This is a genomic window from Streptomyces arenae, from assembly GCF_022343545.1.
GTDB lineage: Bacteria > Actinomycetota > Actinomycetes > Streptomycetales > Streptomycetaceae > Streptomyces > Streptomyces humi.
Map to the genome: position 1 here is coordinate 76,220 of NZ_JAKQYH010000008.1, position 20,468 is coordinate 96,687.

The window sequence follows — 20,468 nt, forward strand, 5'->3', positions numbered from 1 at the left end:
TGTGACGTTCCGCTTGCCCCGCAGGTCAGGGGCTGTCGGAGGCCGGCGGCGGGCTGGTGGTGGCGGGCGGCAGGGTGTACGGCGCCGACGGCGACGGTGTCGCCGCCGGTGACAGCGTCGCGGACGGTGCGACCGGGATCGCGTCGCTCGGCGCGAACACCGGTGGCGAGGAGGCGGGGGAGGGGGTGACCGCCAGCTGCCGCGCGAGCGTGGAGAAGTCGACGAAGCCGGTCGCCTCCAGGACCTTGATGTGGTCGAGGACGGTGCTGTTGGCGTCGTCGGCGAGTTCGCGGACCAGGGTGTTCTGGGTGCCGGCGCGGACCTGGGCGACGACCGAGAAGACCCGGCCGTGGGCCAGCCGCACGAGGTTCGCGAACTGCCGGTCGAAGTCCTGGCCCTGGGCGCCGGCGAGGGTGGCGAGCCACTGCTGCTGCTGGTCGTTGGGCTGGTTCGGGAGCGGTACGCCGAGCTGGGCGGCGACGCTGCGGACATGCGCGTCGAGGGAGGTGTGCCCGTCCACCAGGTGCTGCCCGGCCGTTCGTACGGCTGCCGTCGTGCCCTTCTGCTCCGCCATCTGCCCGGCGGGCAGTTCCCAGAGCCCGGCCAGCCGGACCTTCACGATGAAGTCCCGGTCCGGCTCGGACAGCGGGCCGTACCGGGTCGCCACGGTCTTCGCGCTGAGCACGCTGACCGCGCCGGTCGGGTCCGCGCGGTCGGCGTACGACCAGACCGGGAAGACCAGGGCGGCGATGGTCGCCGCGAGACCGGTGACGATCAGCCCGGTACCGCTGAATATGCCTCGTCCTTGGACGGGGGGCCGGGGACGCGCTCGCATGATGCCTCCTGCACGCACGGCTGTGGCTTCGCTGTGCGGGCTTGGCATATTACCGAGAGGTTCGGCGAGGGAGCGTCGCCGGTGTTCGGCTGCGGGCGGGTGGGGGCTGGCCGCGCAGTTCCTCCCCCAGCCTTTGGCCGGGGGGACCCACAGCGCCCCTGACGGGGTGCTGTGCAGCCGTGTCTTCAATCCAGCCGCGGGCAGTCGTGCCGCTGGGGCGATGGGGGAGGGTGGGCGCGAACGGCACCCTGCGAGCGCAGGTAAGTGAAACCCCGGCCCCTAGCCCCCCGCACCGGTCACGCCCTCCGTAGGAGCGCCCTCCGGGGTGGTGTCGGGCCGGTGCGGTGTTGCCACCATGCGCGCAAGCGGCGCCGGGAGGCCCTGTTCGCCGGCCGGCCCTCCCGCAGCAGCTGGCCCGCGAAGTCCAGCGCGTCCCGCCGGTACCCCCCGGTCATCGGCCGTTCCTGCGCGTACGCCAGGAACGTCGGACGGTACGTCTCGCCCAGGATCTCCGGCAGCTCCGGCGCCACCTTCGCCACCACGTCCGCCCGCTTCCCGGCCAGCGCCCGCGCCTGCACCCCGATCCGTACCCGGTCGAACCCCTCCGGCACCGGCGTCCCCGCGACCAGCGACGACAGCACCGCGGCCTGGGCGAGTCCGACCCGCTGCCGGGTGGCCTCGGGGACGGCGGCCACGGGCGCCGGCCCGCCCAGGCGGCTGTCGGCGGCGGCGGCCGTCGCCCCGCCCGCCACCACGGCCGCCCGGATGGCCGTCAGCTCCCGTTCCAGTTCCGCCGGCTCCGGGAAGTTCTCGTCGCGCTCCAGCAGGACCCCCGGCGGCGCGACCCGGGACGCGAGGTCGCCCAGGATGTCCAGGACCGCCGGCGGCACCGGGTGGGCGTGGCTGTCGTGCCAGACGCCGTCCCGCTCGAAGCCGCCCGCGACATGGACGTACGCGATCGCCTCGACGGGGAGTTCGGAGAGCGCCTTGGCCGGGTCCTCGCCCCGGTTGACGTGGTTGGTGTGCAGGTTGGCCACGTCGATCAGCAGCCGTACCCCGGTGCGGTCGGCGAGGTCGTACAGGAACTGTCCCTCGGTCATCTCCTCGCCGGGCCACGCGATGAGCGCGGCGATGTTCTCGACGGCGAGCGGCACGGGCAGCGCGTCCTGCGCGATGCGGACGTTCTCGCAGAGCACGTCCAGGGCGTCCCGGGTGCGCGGGACGGGCAGCAGATGGCCCGCCTCCAGGAGCGGTGACGCGGTGCGCGGGCCGCCCGCGCGGACGAACGCGATGTGCTCGGTGACCAGCGGAGCGGCCAGCGCCTCCGCCCGCTCGGCGAGCGCCCGCAGCTGTTCTCCGTCGGGGCGGTCCGCGCCGCCGAGGCCCAGCGAGACGCCGTGCGGGACGACCGTCACGCCCCGCTCGCGGAGCCGCCGCAGCGACTCGGGGAGGTGACCCGGGCAGGTGTTCTCGGCCACGACCTCCACCCAGTCGACGCCCGGCATGCGCTCCACGGCGTCCGCGATCTCCGGCCGCCAGCCGATCCCCGTTCCCAGCCGCTCCAGGACCATGGTCCTCCCCCTCCCCCTCACCCTCCTCCGCCGACGCCTTCGTCTTCGCGTCGGCGAGTGACGGGGGTATGGCCCCGGAGCGCGCCCGCGAACCGTGCTGCCTGCCGCTTCAGAGCAACATTTGAGGTTCGGGGGCGCGCTCCGGGGAGTCGACGGGCTACCGGCCGACCCCGCCCACGGAGTCCTCCGGGTCGGGGCGCCCGGTGTTCACCGTGCCCGGCGCACCGGGCGAGGGACTGGACGTCGTCCGCACGTCGCCGCCGGCCTGCGCGGCCGGCGCGGAGGGCACCACCAGCCCGGGCGCCGGTACCGCGGGACCGGTCGGGCTGGCCGTGGTCGCGTTGGCGATCTCGTTGGCGATCGCCTCGAAGTCGACCTTGCCGGTCTTCTCCAGGACCGTGATGTGGTCCAGCACGGTCTGGTTGGTGTCGGAGGCGAGCTGCCGTACCAGGCTGTTGCGGGTGGTGTTCCGTACCGTCCCGACCGCCGGGAAGATCTTGCCGTGCGCGGCGCGCAGCAGGTTCACGAACTTGTACTCGTACTCCGCGCCGGTCGCCGCCGACATCTCCTGGAGCCAGCCCTGCTGCTGCTCGTTGGGGACGTTGGGCAGCTCGACGTTGAGTTTGGCGGCGACGATCCGCACCCGCCTGTCCAGGTCGGTGTGACCGACGATCAGATGGTCACCGGCCTCCTTGATCGCGGCGCTGGGCGCCCGCTGGACGGCCTGCTGTCCGGCCGGCAGCTCCCACAGCCCGGCCAGCCGGACCCGCACGATCAGATCGCGGTCGGCGGCCGTGAGCGGCCCCCACTCGGTGTTCACGGTCCCCGCCGCCACGTTCGCCTGCCCGGTGCCGGCGCGGTCGCCGTACGACCACACGGGGTACACGAGCGCGCCGACGGTCCCGGCGAGTGCCGTCAGGACGAGGGCCGTTCCGTTCAAACGCGGCAAGGATTCCTCCCCGTGTCGCTGGTTCAGTGCCAGGACGTACGGCCGCACCCGCGACGCTGTTCAAACAATCGGCAAAGTTTCCAAGGGAATTCAAAAATCCCCAGCTCAACGACGCGCGGGCGCCCCGCTTCGGGCCCGATCGTGGTAACCAGGACGGATGTTCGGACGGCTTCCCCTCGACGAGCAGCTCGACACGCTGCGCTCCGTCCTCACCCAGAACGAAGTCCTGACCGACGTGCTGGCCAGGACGGCGGCGCTGGCGCTTCCGGGCTGGTACGTGACCGCGGGCTGTCTGTTCCAGACGGTGTGGAACGTGGTGACCGGCCGCGACCCGGCCGACGGCATCAAGGACTACGACGTCTTCTACTTCGACGGCGGCGACCTCTCCTGGGAGGCGGAGGACGCGGTGATCAGGGCCGGGCGGGAGGCGTTCGCCGGGCTGCCGGCCGAGGTCGAGATCCGCAACGAGGCCCGCGTGCACCTCTGGTACGAGCGGAAGTTCGGGGTCCGCTGTCCGCCGCACGAGTCCACCGAGGCCGCGATCGACCGCTTCGCCGCGACGACGTGCTGCCTCGGTGTCCGGCTGGAACCCGACGGGCGCTGGCGCGTCTACGCGCCCCACGGGCTCTCCGACGTGTTCAACCTGGTCGTACGGCCCAACCCGGTTCTGGCCCCGCGAGAGGTCTACGAGGCCAAGGCGGCCCGCTGGAAGGGTGAGTGGCCGCAGCTCACCGTTCTGCCCTGGCCGGACCCGGAGCCGGCCCGCGCGGCCGCTTCGCCGCACTGACGGAACCGGCCCGGCCGTGAGCGGCTCGTCAGGGGCGTCGCAGGCGGCCCAGGGGGGCGAAGTGTTCGCCACCCTCCGCGGCGACGGTCAGGCCGGGAGCGATCTCGGTGAACCCGGCGTCCCGCACCAACGGCAGTTCGCTGCGGGCCAGTTCACGCCACTCGGCCGGATCGGCGGTCCGTACGGCGAGCGGGAACCCGGCGTCCCGCCAGGCCGTCCGCTCCTCCTCCGACAGGGCCCACCAGGCCAGTTGGGCCCCGTGCCCGGCCTGCGCCATGGTCTTCCCGGCCGACATCTCCACCCCGGGGTTCAGCCAGAGCACGGGCGCGGACGGGTCGGCGCCGACGGGCGGCTCGGGGTCCTCCAGTTCGGTCCCGGACACCTGTAGCTTCGCCAGGTCCCTGGGCCACCCGTCCAGGGGGACCGGGGGAAACACCCGTACCTCCGCGGACTTCCCCGTCAGGGTGATCCCGGGCAGCTCCCCGGCCCGCCGCCACTCGGCGCCCCGGGCCCGCCGCACGACCTTGCGGATCCGGGCGTCCTCCCAGTCCCGGACGGCCTGTGCCCACTCCCCGTCACCGAGGGCGCGCTCGTCACTGAGCATCGTCAGCACGGCCCGCGCGGCGGTCTCCAGCGCGTCGGTCCGGGCAGGCGGCGCCGACTTCTCGATCCGCACGACGAGGGGCAGCACGAACTGGGGCGCTTCGTCGCGTGCGGTGGGTTCGGTCCGGAAGGGGCTGTCGCCGGGTGACTTCGAATCAACGCTCACCACATCACCCTAAAGGGCGCCGGACCAGGCGGTGCCCGCGATGCCGCCGGCCGTGCTGCTCGCGACGGTGGCCGCGGGCTCCCCGGCGCGGCTTCCTCGACGGCCGCCGCTCATCCCGAGCAGGCGCTCCGCTGCGCCTCCTGCCACTCGCACCTGGGACACAGGGTGATGCCCTTGTACGACTCCGGGTACTCCGTAGGCTCCCGGCACAGCACGCACTCCGCGTACGGCGGCCCGTCCGCCCTCGGTGGCCGCGCGGTCCCCGCGATCGTGCAGTAGTCGCCCTCGTCGCTCATCCCTCCAGCGTAGGACGGTCACCGGTGGCCCGGTGTCTCCCCGATCAGCTGGGACACCTTCACGAAGCGGAAGCCGCGCTTGCGGAGCTCCGGTACGACGTCGCGGACCACCTGCTCGGTGGTCGGGGCGGCGCTGCGCGTGCAGTGCATGACGACCACCGAGCCCGGCTTCACCCCGTCCAGCACCTGTTTGGTCACCGCGTCGGCGTCGGTCGCGAACGCGTCCCCGCTCACCACGTCCCACTGCACCGCGGTGACCCCGAGCCGGCCGACCGCGCGCAGCGCCTGCTGGTCGTAACAGCCGCCGGGGAAGCGGAAGTACGGCATCGGGTGCGGCACCCCCGCCCGGAGCAGTGCCGTGTAGGCGCGCTGCACGTCCGACGTCATCCGGTCGGCGGAGACGGTCGGCAGGCCGTAGCAGTCGCCGGTGAAGGCGTAGTGGCTGTAGGAGTGGTTGGCGACCTCGAACTGCGGGTCACGGCCGAGGGAGCGGGCCTGGTCCGGGTACTGGTCGGCCCAGCGGCCGGTCATGAAGACGGTGGCCGGCACCTTCAGCCGGCGCAGGGTCGCGATCAGTGCCGGGTTGTCGAAGTGCTCGCCGGCCGCGGCGCGCGGCCCCTGGTCGGCGGTCATGTCGGCGTCGAAGGTGAGGGCGACGGTCCTGCCCAGGGTGCGGGGGCCGTTCATGAAGACGGCGGCCGCGCCGCCCGGGCCCGCGGGGAGGGTGGGCGGCTTCGCCGGCTTGGTCGTGGGGGCGGGCCTCGCGGGGGCCGGGCTTCCGGGCTTGGGCGCCTGGGCGGAGCCACAGGCGGCGAGCGCGGCGCCCAGGGCGCAGACGGCGGTCGTACCGGCAATACGGCGTACTAGTCTGATCACCGTACGAACGTAAGGTGGAATATCGGGTTTTTCCGGTCGGCGCGGCGCCGGGTCACCCGGGCGGCGGCTGGGCCGGACCGCCCGGACCGCCCGGACCGGGCGCGGATCCGCCGCCCGGCAGGGGGTGCTGGGCCCTCTCCAGGAACCGCAGCAGTTCCACCGGGAAGGGCAGCACCAGGGTGGAGTTCTTCTCGGCCGCCACCGCCACGATCGTCTGGAGCAGCCGCAGTTGCAGGGCGGAGGGGGTGCCGGCCATCTGCTCGGCGGCCTCGGCCAGCTTCTTCGAGGCCTGGAGTTCGGCGTCGGCGTTGATGATCCGGGCCCGGCGCTCCCGGTCGGCCTCGGCCTGCCGGGCCATCGAGCGCTTCATGGTGTCCGGCAGCGACACGTCCTTGATCTCGACCCGGTCCACCTGCACGCCCCAGCCCACGGCCGGGCTGTCGATCATCAGCTCCAGGCCCTGGTTGAGCTTCTCGCGGTTGGAGAGCAGGTCGTCCAGGTCGCTCTTGCCGATGATGGACCGGAGTGAGGTCTGGGCCATCTGGGAGACGGCGAACTTGTAGTCCTCGACCTTGACGAGCGCGCTGACCGCGTCGATCACCCGGAAGTAGACCACCGCGTCCACCCGTACCGTGACGTTGTCGCGGGTGATGCCCTCCTGGGCCGGCACCGGCAGGGTCACGATCTGCATGTTGACCTTGTGCAGCCGGTCCACGACCGGGATCACCAGGTTGAGGCCGGGCTCCCGTACCTCACCGGAGACGCGGCCGAGCCGGAACAGCACACCCTGTTCGTACTGCTTGACGACCCGTGCGCCGGCGGCCAGGTACAGCACGCCGAAACAGAGGGCGGCCACCACCGCGGCCAGCAGCTCCTGAATCATCACGACCCCCGGAAAAAGAGGACCGATTTGTCTGATGCTGCAACGATATGCCCGGCGGGAGGGCGGGGCCACGGTCGCCGGGGACGAGGTCCGGGCCGGGGTGCCGAGGGGCGTCGGCACCCCGGCCCGGGAGCGGCCGCCGGTCGCGGCGGCCGGGTCCCGGGCCCGTGTGCGGGCCGCGGCTCAGGGGGCCGGGAGCTTCGCCGGTTCGGCGCCGGACGGCACCGGTTCCGCGCTGACCCGCACCGGTTCGGTACCGGCGTCGCTGTGCCGCTCGGCCCAGCTCTCCAGCGCGGTCCGGCAGGCGTGGTCGAGATGGTGCAGCCCCGACAGGTCCACCCGGATGGGGCGGTCCTGCGGCAGCGACTCCAGACTGTCGAGGATCTTCGGCAGCCGCAGGAAGGTCGCGTTGCCCGACAGGTGGGCGTCGATGGGGCCGGCGCCCTTGTCGACGACCTCCAGCTTGAGGTGCGAGGCCTCCCAGGCGGTCTTCACGATCGACAGCGCCAGACCGATGAGCACTCCTTCGAACATGCTGACCGCGACGATGGACACCGCCGTGACCACCAGGATCAGCGCCTCGCCCCGGTGCTCGCGCCAGAGGGCGGCCAGTGCCCGGACGGGGATCAGCTTGGCGCCCGAGTAGACCAGGATCCCGGCCAGCGCCGGGATCGGGATGTAGCCCAGGGCACCGGGCAGCAGCGCCGCGAACAGCAGCAGCCAGAGGCCGTGCATGACCCGGGACGCCTTGGTCCGGGCGCCCGCCTGGACGTTGGCCGCGCTGCGCACGATCACCGCGGTCATCGGCAGCGCGCCGAGCACCCCGCAGAGCGCGTTGCCCGCGCCCTGGGCGACCAGTTCCCTGTTGTACTGGGTGCGCGGGCCGTGGTGCAGCCGGTCGACGGCCGCCGCGCTGAACAGCGACTCGGCGGACGCGATCAGCGTGAACGCGACGATCGTGCCGATCACCCCGAGGCCCGCCAGTTCGCCGAAGGCGCTGAGCGGCGGGGGCTGCACGGAATCCAGCAGCCCCCGCACCTCGACGGTGGCGACCGGCAGGCTCAGGAGGAGCGCGGCCAGGGTGGCGAGACCGACGGCGGCCAGCGGACCGGGGACCGTACGCACCTTCGCCGGGGCGTACTTCCACAGTACGAGGACCGCCACGGTGCCCGCGCCGAGGGCGAGTGAGGCCAGCGCCCCGCCGTCCCCGAGGGCGTCCAGGAACGCCCCGGGCAGCCCGGCTATCTTGCCCGGCCCCGATTCGGGCGCCTGGGCGGCGAGCGCCGGGTACAGCTGCCCGGCGATCAGTACCAGACCGATTCCGGCCAGCATGCCCTCGACCACCGAGACCGAGATGGCCCGGAAGTAGCGCCCCAGCTTCAGGACGCCCATGGTGATCTGGAGGAGGCCGGTGGCCAGCACGATCACGCCGAGCACCGGCAGCCCGAACTCGTGCACCGCCTCGTAGACGAGCACGGTCAGACCGGCGGCCGGCCCCGACACCTGAAGGCTGCTGCCCCGCAGCGTCCCGGTGACGAGACCGCCCACGATGCCGGTGACCAGGCCGAGTTCGGCCGGGACACCGGAGGCGACGGCCACGCCCACGCACAGCGGGAGCGCGACCAGGAAGACGACGAGAGAGGCGGCGAAGTCCTGACGTATGTATGGGAACTTGGTCATCGTGGCGCTCACAGGGCCTCGAAGGTGTCGGTGTCGGCGCGGTGTTCGCGCACGGCGCCGGTGTGGACCTCGTAGTACCAGCCGCGCAGGGTCAGTTCGCCCTGTGCCAGCTTCCTGTCGATGAACGGGTAGGAGCGCAGCCGCAGCAGCTGGGCGAGCACATGGCTCTGCACGCCGTCGGCCACGGCCGGGTCCTCCGCCGCCCCGCTCGGGCGCGGCTCGGCGCTGGCCAGCCAGTCCCGCACGGCGGGTACGGCGGTCAGGTCGTCGCCGCGCACCAGCGCGCCGACGGCCCCGCAGTGCGAGTGACCGCAGACGACGACGTCGCGGACGCCGAGCACCTCCACGGCGTACTCGATGGTGGCCGCCTCGCTGGTGGGGTGGACCGAGGCGTACGGCGGGACGATGTTGCCCGCGGTGCGCAGCTCGAAGAGCTCGCCCGGGCGGGCGCCGGTGATCAGGGCCGGGACGACCCGGGAGTCGGAGCAGGTGATGAAGAGCACCTGTGGGGACTGGCCTGCCGCGAGCTGGGCGAACTCCTCAGGGCGCTGTCCGAACGTACGGGCGTTGTCGATGAGGGGCTGCATGGTGTGTGGACTCCTCCTGGCGCGCCGGAACGGCGCGTCGGGCTTGCACGACGGTTGTGGGGGGGTGAGCCGGGACCGGACCGGTCCCTCAGCAGCGGAAGACCTGGAGTGCGGCCGCCGAGTGGGCTCTGGATGCTCTGAAGGCGCGTCGGTGCTTGGCCGAGGGGGTCGTCGAGGCGTGTATGGCCTCGGTGTGCCGGGCGGTGGCCGGACGCTCGTCGGCGCAGCCGGCGGTCGCGGTGCGGTGGCGGTCCGCGCTCTGCGGCGGACCGGGCGGCTCGCCGCACAGTCCGTGGTAGCGAAGGGTGTGCGAGCCGTCGCGTACGGCGTTCGCCGGGGGCTTGGATCCGGGCTGGGCCTTGGCCTCGGTATGACTGAGAGTGTGCGCGGCTGCGAAGGTTGCCGCGGGAGCGAAGAACTGTACGGCGAGCAGGGCGGCGGCCAGGAGCGAGATCACGGTCCGGGCCGTCGTACCTCGGAACATGAGCCCCCCTCGCGACAGTTCACGCCTCTCGTGTGCACCAAGCACAGGTCAATGGTTGGTCAAGAAACACGTTAACCCCGCAAAGTCGTTTGCAGGGTTAACTCCGTGTTGCGAACCGAAGAGAGCGTGAAAAATGCCGGTGGCGTGGCCTGATCAGGCTCTTGACACCAGGCCCTTGCCGTCCCGGGCGAGCGCGGTGAGCCGGGATATCGCACGGAAGTACTTCTTGCGGTAGCCGCCGTTCAGCATCTCCTCGCTGAACAGCCTGTCGAAGGGCAGCCCGGAGGCCAGCACCGGGACCTCGCGGTCGTAGAGCCGGTCCGCGAGGACCACCAGCCGCAGCGCGGTCGACTGGTCCGGCACCGGACGCACGTCCGTCAGGCAGACCGCCGCGAGGCCGTCGGTCAGCGCGCCGTACCTGCTGGGGTGCACCTTGGCCAGGTGGTCGAGGAGGTGCGGGAAGTCGTCGAGCGACGCGCCCGGCGTGGCGTACGCCGCCTTGGTCACCTGCTCGTCGGAGTACGGCGCGGGCGCCTCGGGCAGGCCGCGGTGGCGGTAGTCCTCGCCGTCGATGCGCAGCGTCCGGAAGTGGGCCGACAAACCCTGGATCTCGCGCAGGAAGTCGACGGCCGCGAACCGGCCCTCGCCGAGCTTGCCCGGCAGCGTGTTGGAGGTGGCCGCGAGCGCCACCCCGGCCTCGACCAGCCGCGCGAGCAGGCTCGACACCAGGACCGTGTCGCCGGGGTCGTCCAGCTCGAACTCGTCGATGCAGAGCAGACGGTGGCCGGACAGGGTCCGCACGGTCTCCTGGAAGCCGAGGGCGCCGACCAGGTTGGTCAGCTCCACGAAGGTGCCGAACGCCTTCAGCGCGGGCTCCGCGGGGGTCGCGTGCCAGAGGGAGGCGAGCAGATGGGTCTTGCCGACGCCGTAACCGCCGTCGAGATAGACCCCCCGGGGCCCCGCGGGCACCTTCGGCGCCCTGGCCTTCCCGAAGCCGAGGAAGCCGCGCTTCCCGCCGCCGGCCGCGTGCGCCCCGCCGAGACCGGCCGCGAAGCCCTCGAGGACCCGTACGGCCTCGGTCTGGCTCGGCTGGTTCGGGTCCGGGAGGTACGTGGCGAAGCGGACCGAGTCGAAGCGCGGCGGCGGCACCATCTCGGCGACCAGCCGGTCCGCGGGGACGTGCGGCGCGCGGGCGCACAGGGACAGCGGGGCCGCGTCGGCTATGGGGCTGACCTCGGAAGCGGCGGGAGAAGAGGACACGGTCACCCATGCTAGTTGCCGTGCCACACTGCACGGCATGCGACGCCTGTTCCCTGTGACCGAAGAAACAGCAGCCCAGGCCTCCGGCGGTGCGGCCGGAGGGGAACACGAGGGGGAGTGGAGCCTCGCCGAGCTGGCCCTCGCCTACGCCTATCCCGAGTCCGCGGGGCGCCAGGCGTGGCTGCGGGCCAACATGGTCTCCACCCTGGACGGGGCGGGCCAGCACGACGGGCGCTCGCAGCCCATCTCCGGCGCGGCCGACATGCGGATCTTCGGCACCCTGCGGGGGCTCGCGGACGTGGTGGTCGTGGGTGCGGAAACGGTACGGCAGGAGGAGTACCGGCCGGTACGCGCGCGTGCGGAGTTCGCGGGGGCCCGCGCCGCGGCGGGGCAGACGGAGGCCGCCGCGGTCGCCGTGGTCACCGCGAGCCTGGATCTCGACTTCTCGCTCCCGCTGTTCACCTCGCCCCTCGCGCCGACGCTGATCCTGACCGGCGCGGCGGCCGCGCCCGACCGGGTCGCCGCCGCGGAGAAGGCCGGTGCCCGGGTGGTGATCGCCGGGGACGGCATGGGCGTCGACCCGGCCCGCGCGGTACGCGCCCTCGCCGACCTGGGCCACACCCGGCTGCTCACCGAGGGCGGCCCGCGGCTGCTCGGCCAGTTCATCGCCGCCGGGGTCCTCGACGAGCTGTGCCTGACTCTCTCCCCGATGCTCACCGCCGGGGCCGCGCAGCGGATCTCGGGTGGACCCGGTGTCACCGTGCCGCACCGCCTCGAACTAGTGTCCCTCCTGGAAGAGGCCGGATTCCTGTTCGGTCGCTACCGCCGGTCCTGACATCAGCGGAATCTACCGTTCCGCTTAGCTTTCGGCGGGCACACTGAATCCGGCAGTACCCGTGCGATCACGGGGCAGGATGGTTTCCGCAGGGTGCTCGGCCCCGCGGAGAACAGAGGGCCGAAGCGGCCCTCTAAGGAGAAGAGGCGCCTGGTGTTCACAAGCGTTCTGATGATCGAGAAGGCCCTGACGTCCGCCGACGTGGAGTTCGTCACCACCTTGCACGGGGACGAGCAGGTCGCCTTCCACGTGCTGCTCCAGCCGCGCGGCGACCAGGCGGACCGCCTGCTGCGGGCCATCGACGACATCGCACTCGGCGAACTCGACGAGGCCGCTCGCGAGCGGGACACGCCGGAGGGGGATGCGGCGAAGGGGCCGGCCGAGCAGGCGCTGGACGTGTCGCTGACGGCTCTGCGGGCGACCGGGAGCGCGGCGGAGGGGCGGATGGTCGAGGACCATCCGCTGGACGCGCTGCGGAAGCTGGTGGAAGAGGTGAGGGCGGACGAGGTGATCGTGCTGACCGATCCGCACTACGTGGAGGAGTTCTTCCACAGAGACTGGGCGTCGCGGGCGCGGCACAAGGTGGGGGTGCCGGTGCTGAAGCTGTTCTCCCACAGCAAGGCGTAGGGGTTCGCCGGGGCGCCGTGGGGGGTGCGGTGCGTCGGCGGGTGCGGGTGCTCCGTGGCTGATCGCGCAGTTCCTCCCCCAGCCTTCGGCCGGGGGTACCCCCAGCGCCCCTTTCGGGGCGCTGATGCCTGCGTCTGTTTCGGGGTGCTGATGTCCGCCTCCCTTTCGGGGTGCTGATGCCCGCGCCCCTTGCGGGGGGCCCGGTGCCCCAGCGCATAGGCTAGGGGCGCTTTCGCACGTCATCGTCTCTGGGGAGAACCACATGGCACCCGGCCTTCCTGCCGCCATGGACCGACCGCACTTCATCGGCATCGGCGGCGCCGGGATGTCGGGGATCGCCAAGATCCTCGCCCAGCGCGGGGCCGCGGTGGCCGGCAGCGATGCCAAGGAGTCGGCCACCGCCGAGGCGCTGCGGGCGCTCGGCGTCACCGTGCACATCGGGCACGCGGCCGGGCACCTCGCCGACGACGCCAGCTGCGTCGTCGTGTCGTCGGCGATCCGCGAGGACAACCCGGAGCTGGCCCGCGCGGCCGAGCTGGGCATCCCGGTCGTGCACCGGTCGGACGCGCTGGCCGCCCTGATGGACGGGCTGCGCCCGATCGCGGTCGCGGGCACCCACGGCAAGACCACGACCACGTCCATGCTGGCGGTGTCGCTGAGCGAGCTGGGGCGGAGCCCGTCGTACGCCATCGGCGGCGACCTGGACGCCCCCGGCTCCAACGCCCTGCACGGCGCGGGCGAGATCTTCGTCGCCGAGGCGGACGAGTCGGACCGCAGCTTCCACAAGTACGCGCCCGAGGTCGCCATCGTCCTCAACGTGGAGCTGGACCACCACGCCAACTACGCCTCGATGGACGAGATCTACGAGTCCTTCGAGACCTTCGCCGGCCGGATCGTGCCCGGCGGCACACTGGTGGTCAACGCCGACCACGAGGGCGCCAGGGAGCTGACCCGGCGGATCGCCGGCACCGTGCGCACGGTGACCTACGGCGAGGCCGCGGACGCCGACGTGCGGGTGCTCTCCGTCGTACCGCAGGGCCTGAAGAGCGAGGTGACGGTCCTGCTGGACGGCGCCGAGCTGACCTTCGCGGTCTCCGTCCCCGGCCGGCACTACGCGCACAACGCGGTCGCCGCGCTCGCCGCGGGCGTGGCCCTGGGCGTCCCGGCCGCCGAACTCGCTCCCGCCCTGGCCGCGTACACCGGGGTCAAGCGGCGTCTCCAGCTCAAGGGCGAGGCGGCCGGGGTCCAGGTGATCGACTCCTACGCGCACCACCCGACCGAGATGACCGCCGACCTGGAGGCGATGCGCGGCGCCGCCGGGGACGCCCGGATCCTGGTCGTCTTCCAGCCGCACCTGTTCTCCCGTACCCAGGAACTGGGCAAGGAGATGGGTGAGGCGCTGGCCCTCGCGGACGCGTCGGTGGTCCTGGACATCTATCCGGCCCGCGAGGACCCGATCCCCGGGGTCACCAGCGAGCTGATCATCGAGGCGGCGCGGGCGGCGGGCGCCGACGTCACCGCCGTGCACGACAAGGACGAGGTCCCCGCCGTGGTCGCGGGAATGACCGAGCCCGGTGATCTGGTTCTCACCATGGGCGCGGGCGATGTGACCGACCTGGGCCCGAGGATCCTGGAACGCCTGGCGAAGTAAGGGGCTGAGACTCATGTCGTACGACGTCGAGAAGCCGGACGAGCAGTGGCGCGCGGAGCTGGGGCCGGCCGAGTACGCCGTGCTGCGCCAGGCCGCGACCGAGCCGGCCTTCACCGGTGAGTACACCGACACCAAGACCAAGGGCGTGTACTCCTGTCGCGCCTGCGGTGCCGAACTCTTCACCTCCGACACGAAGTTCGAGTCCCACTGCGGCTGGCCGTCCTTCTTCGACCCGAAGGACACCGACGCCGTGGAGCTGATCGAGGACCGCTCGCACGGGATGGTCCGCACCGAGGTGCGCTGCGCCCGCTGCGGCTCCCACCTCGGCCACGTCTTCGAGGGGGAGGGCTATGCCACCCCGACCGACCAGCGGTACTGCATCAACTCGATCTCGCTGCGGCTGACGGCCGACGAGAGCTGACGCGCCGCACCGCCGACCTCCCCGCACCCCGCCGCCCTTCCGGGCGGCGGGGTGTTCTCGTGTGCCCGCCGGACACGGAAGCGCCGTCGATCGACATTGTGCAGTCTATTGACCGACGTGAAAAATCTGCCCTACATTCGACGCGTTCCAGGCGGTGTCGTCCCCGCGCCGCGACCGCCGCATCTCCCGCACCGTTCGAAGGGGAGCACCCGTGTCCACTGAAACGCGTTCGCCGTCCGACCCCCCGACCCTTCGGGAACCGTCCGGGCCGCTGCCCGTCGGCACCCTCGTCGCCGGCTGCTTCGCGGTCTGCCTGGCGCAGATCGCGCTCGCCATGCCCGCCACCCTGAACGGACTGTTCCAGGAGGACCTGCACCCCGTCGGCTCGCAGCTGACCTGGATCTCGGACGCGTTCCTGCTGCCCGTCACCGTGCTGGAGCTGACCTTCGGCGTCCTCGGCGACCTCTTCGGACGCAAGCGGCTGCTGGTCGGCGGCGGGGCGCTGCTGGTCGTCGGCGAGGCGCTGGCCGCGGCCAGCACCGGCATCCACATGCTCTGGGTGGGCCAGGCCATCGCCGGACTCGGCGCGGCGGCGCTGTTCCCGACCTCGCTCGCCGTGATCGCCGCCGGCACCCACACCGCCCGGGACCGCGCCCGCACCATCACGATCTGGGCCGCCGCCCTCTCCAGCGGCGGATTCGTCGCGCCCGTCCTCGGCGGCATCACCGGCAACTACGGCTCCTGGCGCTGGGCCTTCGTCGTGGTCACGGGGCTGGCCCTGGTCAGCACGGTGCTCAGCCGGCTGCTGGCGCAGAACTCCAGCGCGCCCGAGGGCCGCTCCCTCGACCTCGCCGGGCAGATCACCATCGGCATCGGCATGTTCGCCCTGCTGTACGCGGTGATCCAGGGCCCCTCGGACGGCTGGACCGCGACGCCGGTGGTGATCGCCTACGTGGTCGCGGCGGTCTTCATCGGGCTCTTCCTCGCCGCCGAGAGCCGGGCGGCCGCCCCCCTGCTGCGCCTGGACCTCTTCAGGAACCGGGCCTTCGCGGTCGCCTCGTTCGTCGCCGTCGTCGGCATGTTCAGCTACCTCGGGACGGCGTACGCGACCAGCATCCGGCTCGGCCCGATCCAGCACCAGAGCCCGCTGCGCGGGTCGTTCGCGTTCATCCTGCTCAACGCCTGGACGCTGGTGCTGCTGCCGTTGATCTCGCGGCTCCTGGAGAAGGTGAGCGCGCGCTGGGTGCTGGGCGTGGGCCTCGCCCTGATGGCGGCGGGCGACTTCACCGCCGCCACGCTCTCGGTCCACGACCGCGCCCTGACCTCGCTGATCCTGCCCATCGGCCTGGTCGGCATCGGATTCGCCCTCACGGTCTCCTCCATCACCGCCACCGCCGTCAACACGGTCGAGGTCCACTACGCGGGCATGGCCAGCGCCTCGACCAGCCTGCTGCGGGACTTCGGCTTCACGCTCGGCCCGGCCGTCATCGGGGCGGTCGCCCTCAGCCGGGCCGCCGACGAGTTCACCCGCAAGCTCGCCGGATCCGGCCTCGGCGACCAGGTCAAGGCCGCGGCCGGGCAGGTGGCGGCCGAGGGCGGACCGCTCGCCGTCAACTCCGTGCCCGCGTCCTCCCCGCCCGGCGGGGCGGCCCCCATCGCCCTGGAGGCCCTCGGCAACGGCTACGCCGTCGGCTACGTGGTCTGCGGCATCGCGGCCCTGGTCTGCTCCCTCCTCAGCGTGGTCGCCCTGCGGGGCAAGGCCGAGGAGACGGCCCTGGAGGGAATCGCGGCAGAGGAGGAGACCGCGGGCATCTGAGGCCGGCCTTGGGCGGGTCCGGAGCGCAAGTGGCCCGAGCGGGTCCGGAGCGCAAGTGGCCCGCCTCGGGGGCCGGGACTAGGGTGGACGGGCCACCGAGCAGTCGGCTGTGACCTGCCGAGGGTGGACGAGGAGGGCGAGCGGTGGCCACCTTGATCTCAGTCAACGTGGGGATGCCGAAAGACGTCTCCTGGCACGGCAGGACCGTGTACACCGGGGTGCACAAGCAGCCCGTGTCCGGGCCGCGGATGGTGAGACGGCTCAACATCGACGGAGACGGCCAGGGCGACCTGGACGGCCACGGCGGGGAAATGCGGGCCGTGCTGGTCTACCAGCTCGACTCGTACCGCTTCTGGTCCGAGGAACTCGGCCGGGACGACCTGACGCCGGGCAGCTTCGGGGAGAACTTCACGGTCGACGGGCTCCCCGACGACGAAGTGTGCATCGGCGACCGCTACCGGGTCGGCGAAGCCCTTCTGGAGGTCTCCCAACCGCGGGTGACCTGCTACCGGGTCGGCATGCGCCTGCGGGAACCGCGCATGGCGGCGCTGCTGGTGGCCCACCACCGGCCCGGCTTCTACCTGCGGGTCATCGAAGAGGGCGAGGTGGAGGCCGGGCAGCAGATCGTCAAGGTCTCCACCGGCCCGGAAGCCATGACCGTCGAGGAGATCGATTCCGTCCTCTACCTCTCCGGTCACACTCCCGACCAGGTGCGCCGTGCCCTGCGCATTCCGGCGCTCAGTCCGGGCTGGCAGGGCTCGATGCGTGCCCTGCTCGAACAGGCCGGCCAGGGCACGACCGCCTCGTCCGGCAGCGCCGGTCTCACCGCCGCGGCCGGCGTCCCGCCCCCGGCGTGGCGCGGCTTCCGTCCTCTCACGGTCACCGACGTCCACCCCGAGAGCGAGGACGTGGTCTCCCTGACCCTGGCCGCGGCCGACGGTTCCGCCCTGCCCGCCGCGCTGCCGGGACAGTTCCTGACCGTGCGGATGCGCGCGGCCGAGGACGGGACGTCCGTGATCCGCAGCTACTCGCTGTCGGGCAGGCCCGGCACGGGTACGTACCGGATCAGCGTGAAGGTGGAACCACACGGCCTGGCGAGCGCCTACGTGCGCGCGCACGTCCGGGCCGGCGACAGCCTGGAGTTCGCCGCCCCGCGCGGCACCTTCTACCTGCCCGGCGGTGACACGCCGGTCGTGCTGGTGTCCGCCGGCATCGGGGCGACTCCCGTGCTGGCCATGCTGCACTCACTGGCGGACACCGCCTCCGGCAGACAGGTGTGGTGGCTGCATGCCGCCCGCAACGGCCGTGCGCACCCCTTCGCGCAGGAGGTGCGTGACCTGGTGGCACACCTGGCCGACGCCCGGTCCGTCGTCTACTACAGCCGGCCCGACCGCGCCGACGAGCGCGGCAGGGACTACTCGGAAGCGGGCCGCGTCTCCGTCGGGCGGATCCTCGGCCTGGGCCTGCCCACCGATGCCGACGCCTACGTCTGCGGGCCCGCGGACTTCATGGACGGCATGACCGAAGCGCTGGTCACGGCCGGTCTGCGGCCGTCCCGCGTGCACACCGAGAACTTCAGCGGCGGCCCCTCCCTCACCCCGGGGATCAAAGGGACGTCCGCGGCGAGGGCGCCGCACCGGCCCGAAGGCGCCCCGGGCAGCGGTCCCAGCGTCTCCTTCGCCCGCAGCGGGCTGACCGTCCCGTGGAACGACGACCGGAGCTCGCTGCTGGAACTCGCGGAGGCATGCGATGTCCCGGTCCGGTGGTCGTGCCGCACGGGCGTCTGCCACACCTGTGAACTCGCCATGATGTCCGGGGCCGTCGACTACTCCCCGGAGCCGGTCGAGCCACCGGGCGAGGGCGACATCCTCATCTGTTGCAGCAGACCCGTGCGGGACGTCGTCCTGGACCTCTGACACCCGCCGTCCCGCGGGCGGCCCTGCGCGGCGGACGCCGACCGGTGCCGCCCGTCATGCGGGTGCGGCTGCCGGTGTCTCCCTGTCGGGTGCCGGGGTGAGAGGGAGCGTCAGGGTGAACGCCGTCGTTCGCTCCCGCTCCTCGTCCAGCGTGATCGTCCCGCCGTGGGCCTCCACCAGCGCGCGCGCCACCGCCAGCCCCAGACCGCTGCCGCCGCGGTCGCGGCTGCGGGCCTTGTCGACGCGGTAGAAGCGGTCGAAGACCCGGTCCCGGTCGCCGGGCGGAATGCCGGGCCCCCGGTCGGTGACGCGGACCGACGCCGAGCCGGCACCGACCTCGACGGTCACGGCCACCGGGGTGCCGGCGGGCGTGTGCACGGCCGCGTTGGTGAGCAGGTTGTCCAGGACCTGGCGGAGCCGGACCGGGTCGAGGCGCAGCGGGACCGGGTCCGGACCGGCCGTCACCGTCAGCGGATGGTCCGCGTGGGCCGCGCGGAAGGCGTCGGCGGCCTCCCGGACCAGCTCCGTCAGGTCGGTGTCCTCCAGCCGCAGCGGGGTCTCCACCTCGGCGGCGTCCAGCCGGGCGAGGAGCAGCAGGTCGTCGAGGAGCACGCCCATCCGGGCCGCCTCGGCGCGCAGCCGGGCCAGGTGTCTGTCGCGCTCCTCGGGCTGGTTGGCGGCCGCGTACTGGAAGAGGTCGGCATAGCCGCGTACCGACATCAGCGGGGTGCGCAGTTCGTGCGAGGCGTCCGCGACGAAGCGGCGCAGCCGCTGCTCGGCCTCGGCGCGCACGGCGAGCGAGTGGTCGATGTGTTCGAGCATCGTGTTGAACGCGGTGCGCAGTTCCTCGACCTCCGGACCGCCGCCCCGCTTGGCCGCGCGCAGCGGCAGCCGGGCCGCCGACTCCGTCAGGTTGTGCGAGGCGATGCCGTGCGCGGTGTGCGCCATGTCGCTCAGCGGCTCCAGACCGTGCCGCAGCAGCCGGCGGCCGAACACCACCAGCGCCAGCAGGGCCAGCCCGAAGGCGACGACCTGGACCGTGACCAGTTGCCGCACCGTGTCGTCGATGCTGTCCATCGGGGCGCCGCTGACCAGCACCACCCCCGGTTCCACCGCGCAGCCGCGCAGCCGGTACTCGCCCTCGCCGGTCAGGTCCCTGGTGCGCAGCACCTCGGTGCCCGCGGCGATCTGCGCCTTCGCCACCGAGGTGAGGTCGGCGATGTCAGCGGGCAGGTCACCCGTCTCCTCGGGCTTGCGCAGCACCGGGGTGCCGTTCGAGACGTCGTACACGGCGTAGTACCAGCGGTAGTACTTCTTGCCCTGGAGGGAGCCGTTCTGCTCGATGCTCTTCGACTGGGCGGTCTGGGCGAGCCCGAGCTGGCTGTCCAGCTGGGCCGACAGGTAGTCCCGCATGTAGGTGGTCAGGGCCGTGCCGACGACCGCGAACACCACCAGGGCCAGCGCGCCGAGCCCGAGTGCCAGCCGGGTGCCGAGCCGTGTGCTCCGGTACGACCGCAGCAGCCGCCCGATCACTCCGCCGCCTGCTGCCGTATGACGTACCCGAAGCCGCGCACGGTGTGGATCAGCGGCTCCCCGCCGGCCTCGTCCATCTTGCGGCGCAGCCGGCTGACGACCAGCTCCACCACGTTCGAACGGCCGCCGAAGCCGTACTCCCACACGTGGTCGAGGATCTGCGCCTTGGTCAGCACGGTCGGCGACCTGCGCATCAGGTAGCGCAGCACCTCGAACTCCGTGGGGGTCAGGGAGAGCAGCCGGTCGGCGCGGCGGACCTCGCGGGTGTCCTCGTCCATGGTCAGGTCGGCGACCCGGAGCACCGAGCGCTGGAAGCCGGGTCCGGCGCTGCGCCGCAGCACGGTCCGCAGCCGGGCCATCAGCTCCTCCACCGCGAACGGCTTGACCAGGTAGTCGTCGCCGCCCCGGGTGAGCCCGGCGACCCGGTCGGCGACCCCGTCGCGGGCCGTGAGGAACACCACCGGCACCATCGTCCCGGAGCGCCGCAGCCGGTCCAGGACCCCGAAGCCGTCGAGGTCGGGCAGCATCAGGTCGAGCACGACGATGTCCGGCCGGAACTCGGCGGCCCGGGCCAGCGCGTCCTCGCCGGAGTACGCGGTGACCGCGTCCCAGCCCTCGTACCGGGCGACCGTCGCGACCAGGTCGGCGATCGGCGGGTCGTCGTCCACGACGAGGAGTCGTACTTTTTCCAC

At 72.7% G+C, this 20,468-nt stretch carries 20 protein-coding genes; 7 read left to right on the top strand and 13 right to left on the bottom strand.

The features are described from left to right. Positions 1-25: 25 nt before the first annotated feature. From MB828_RS04350 to MB828_RS04360, 3 genes are all read right to left on the bottom strand, one after another. Complete coding sequence (locus tag MB828_RS04350; protein WP_301646993.1) at positions 26-835, bottom strand: DUF4142 domain-containing protein; 810 nt, start codon at positions 833-835, stop codon at positions 26-28. Positions 836-1,131: 296 nt separating this feature from the next. After that, a complete protein-coding gene (locus tag MB828_RS04355; RefSeq protein ID WP_301647047.1) occupies positions 1,132-2,400 on the bottom strand; it encodes a DUF692 domain-containing protein in 1,269 nt (422 codons plus the stop codon). 163 nt (positions 2,401-2,563) lie between these two features. Then, positions 2,564-3,355 carry a DUF4142 domain-containing protein gene (locus tag MB828_RS04360; protein WP_301646994.1) on the bottom strand — a complete coding sequence of 264 codons (792 nt, stop codon included), beginning with the start codon at positions 3,353-3,355 and terminating at the stop codon, positions 2,564-2,566. A 157-nt stretch (positions 3,356-3,512) separates the two neighbouring features. Between MB828_RS04360 and MB828_RS04365 the strand changes: the two genes are divergently transcribed. Then, the gene (locus tag MB828_RS04365) at positions 3,513-4,142 is read left to right on the top strand and encodes a nucleotidyltransferase family protein (RefSeq protein WP_301646995.1); all 630 of its coding nucleotides are present in this window, start codon (positions 3,513-3,515) and stop codon (positions 4,140-4,142) included. Positions 4,143-4,170: 28 nt separating this feature from the next. Here the strand turns inward: MB828_RS04365 and MB828_RS04370 are convergent, their stop codons facing one another. The 8 genes from MB828_RS04370 to zapE form a co-directional block, all read right to left on the bottom strand. Continuing rightward, entirely contained in the window at positions 4,171-4,914 is a 744-nt protein-coding gene (locus MB828_RS04370; protein ID WP_301646996.1) for a peptidyl-tRNA hydrolase, read from the bottom strand. A 107-nt stretch (positions 4,915-5,021) separates the two neighbouring features. Beyond that, the gene (locus tag MB828_RS04375; RefSeq protein WP_133027691.1) at positions 5,022-5,207 is read right to left on the bottom strand and encodes a hypothetical protein; all 186 of its coding nucleotides are present in this window, start codon (positions 5,205-5,207) and stop codon (positions 5,022-5,024) included. Between the two features lie 18 nt (positions 5,208-5,225). Then, positions 5,226-6,083, bottom strand: coding sequence for a polysaccharide deacetylase family protein (locus MB828_RS04380; RefSeq protein WP_301646997.1), 858 nt, complete (start codon positions 6,081-6,083; stop codon positions 5,226-5,228). Between the two features lie 52 nt (positions 6,084-6,135). Beyond that, positions 6,136-6,966 (bottom strand): slipin family protein, encoded by an 831-nt coding sequence (locus MB828_RS04385; RefSeq protein WP_301646998.1) that lies wholly within the window; start codon positions 6,964-6,966, stop codon positions 6,136-6,138. A gap of 183 nt (positions 6,967-7,149) precedes the next feature. Continuing rightward, positions 7,150-8,646: a SulP family inorganic anion transporter gene (locus tag MB828_RS04390; RefSeq protein ID WP_301646999.1), complete on the bottom strand. Its 1,497-nt coding sequence runs from the start codon at positions 8,644-8,646 to the stop codon at positions 7,150-7,152. A gap of 8 nt (positions 8,647-8,654) precedes the next feature. After that, positions 8,655-9,233 (bottom strand): carbonic anhydrase, encoded by a 579-nt coding sequence (locus MB828_RS04395; protein WP_133027688.1) that lies wholly within the window; start codon positions 9,231-9,233, stop codon positions 8,655-8,657. Between the two features lie 88 nt (positions 9,234-9,321). Beyond that, positions 9,322-9,717 (bottom strand): hypothetical protein, encoded by a 396-nt coding sequence (locus MB828_RS04400; RefSeq protein WP_301647000.1) that lies wholly within the window; start codon positions 9,715-9,717, stop codon positions 9,322-9,324. A 153-nt stretch (positions 9,718-9,870) separates the two neighbouring features. After that, positions 9,871-10,977, bottom strand: a complete 1,107-nt coding sequence (gene zapE, locus MB828_RS04405; RefSeq protein WP_301647001.1) for a cell division protein ZapE — start codon at positions 10,975-10,977, stop codon at positions 9,871-9,873. Positions 10,978-11,014: 37 nt separating this feature from the next. On the opposite strand from zapE, the gene MB828_RS04410 reads away from it, so the two are divergent. The 6 genes from MB828_RS04410 to MB828_RS04435 all read left to right on the top strand — a co-directional run bounded on the left by MB828_RS04410 (position 11,015) and on the right by MB828_RS04435 (position 18,243). After that, positions 11,015-11,812: a pyrimidine reductase family protein gene (locus MB828_RS04410; protein WP_301647002.1), complete on the top strand. Its 798-nt coding sequence runs from the start codon at positions 11,015-11,017 to the stop codon at positions 11,810-11,812. A 153-nt stretch (positions 11,813-11,965) separates the two neighbouring features. Beyond that, positions 11,966-12,439, top strand: coding sequence for an indole-3-glycerol phosphate synthase (locus MB828_RS04415; protein WP_301647003.1), 474 nt, complete (start codon positions 11,966-11,968; stop codon positions 12,437-12,439). A gap of 262 nt (positions 12,440-12,701) precedes the next feature. Next, on the top strand, positions 12,702-14,090 hold the full coding sequence (gene murC / locus MB828_RS04420; protein ID WP_301647004.1) for a UDP-N-acetylmuramate--L-alanine ligase: 1,389 nt from the start codon (positions 12,702-12,704) through the stop codon (positions 14,088-14,090). A 13-nt stretch (positions 14,091-14,103) separates the two neighbouring features. After that, a complete protein-coding gene (gene msrB, locus MB828_RS04425; RefSeq protein WP_046734192.1) occupies positions 14,104-14,511 on the top strand; it encodes a peptide-methionine (R)-S-oxide reductase MsrB in 408 nt (135 codons plus the stop codon). A 211-nt stretch (positions 14,512-14,722) separates the two neighbouring features. Next, on the top strand, positions 14,723-16,327 hold the full coding sequence (locus MB828_RS04430) for an MFS transporter (protein WP_301647005.1): 1,605 nt from the start codon (positions 14,723-14,725) through the stop codon (positions 16,325-16,327). Between the two features lie 143 nt (positions 16,328-16,470). Next, the gene (locus MB828_RS04435) at positions 16,471-18,243 is read left to right on the top strand and encodes an MOSC and FAD-binding oxidoreductase domain-containing protein (protein ID WP_301647006.1); all 1,773 of its coding nucleotides are present in this window, start codon (positions 16,471-16,473) and stop codon (positions 18,241-18,243) included. A 54-nt stretch (positions 18,244-18,297) separates the two neighbouring features. On the opposite strand, the gene MB828_RS04440 is transcribed toward MB828_RS04435, so the two are convergent. Next, the gene (locus tag MB828_RS04440; protein WP_301647007.1) at positions 18,298-19,776 is read right to left on the bottom strand and encodes a sensor histidine kinase; all 1,479 of its coding nucleotides are present in this window, start codon (positions 19,774-19,776) and stop codon (positions 18,298-18,300) included. Further along, a complete protein-coding gene (locus MB828_RS04445; RefSeq protein ID WP_133027679.1) occupies positions 19,773-20,468 on the bottom strand; it encodes a response regulator transcription factor in 696 nt (231 codons plus the stop codon). The genes MB828_RS04440 and MB828_RS04445 overlap by 4 nt, the downstream gene beginning before the upstream one ends.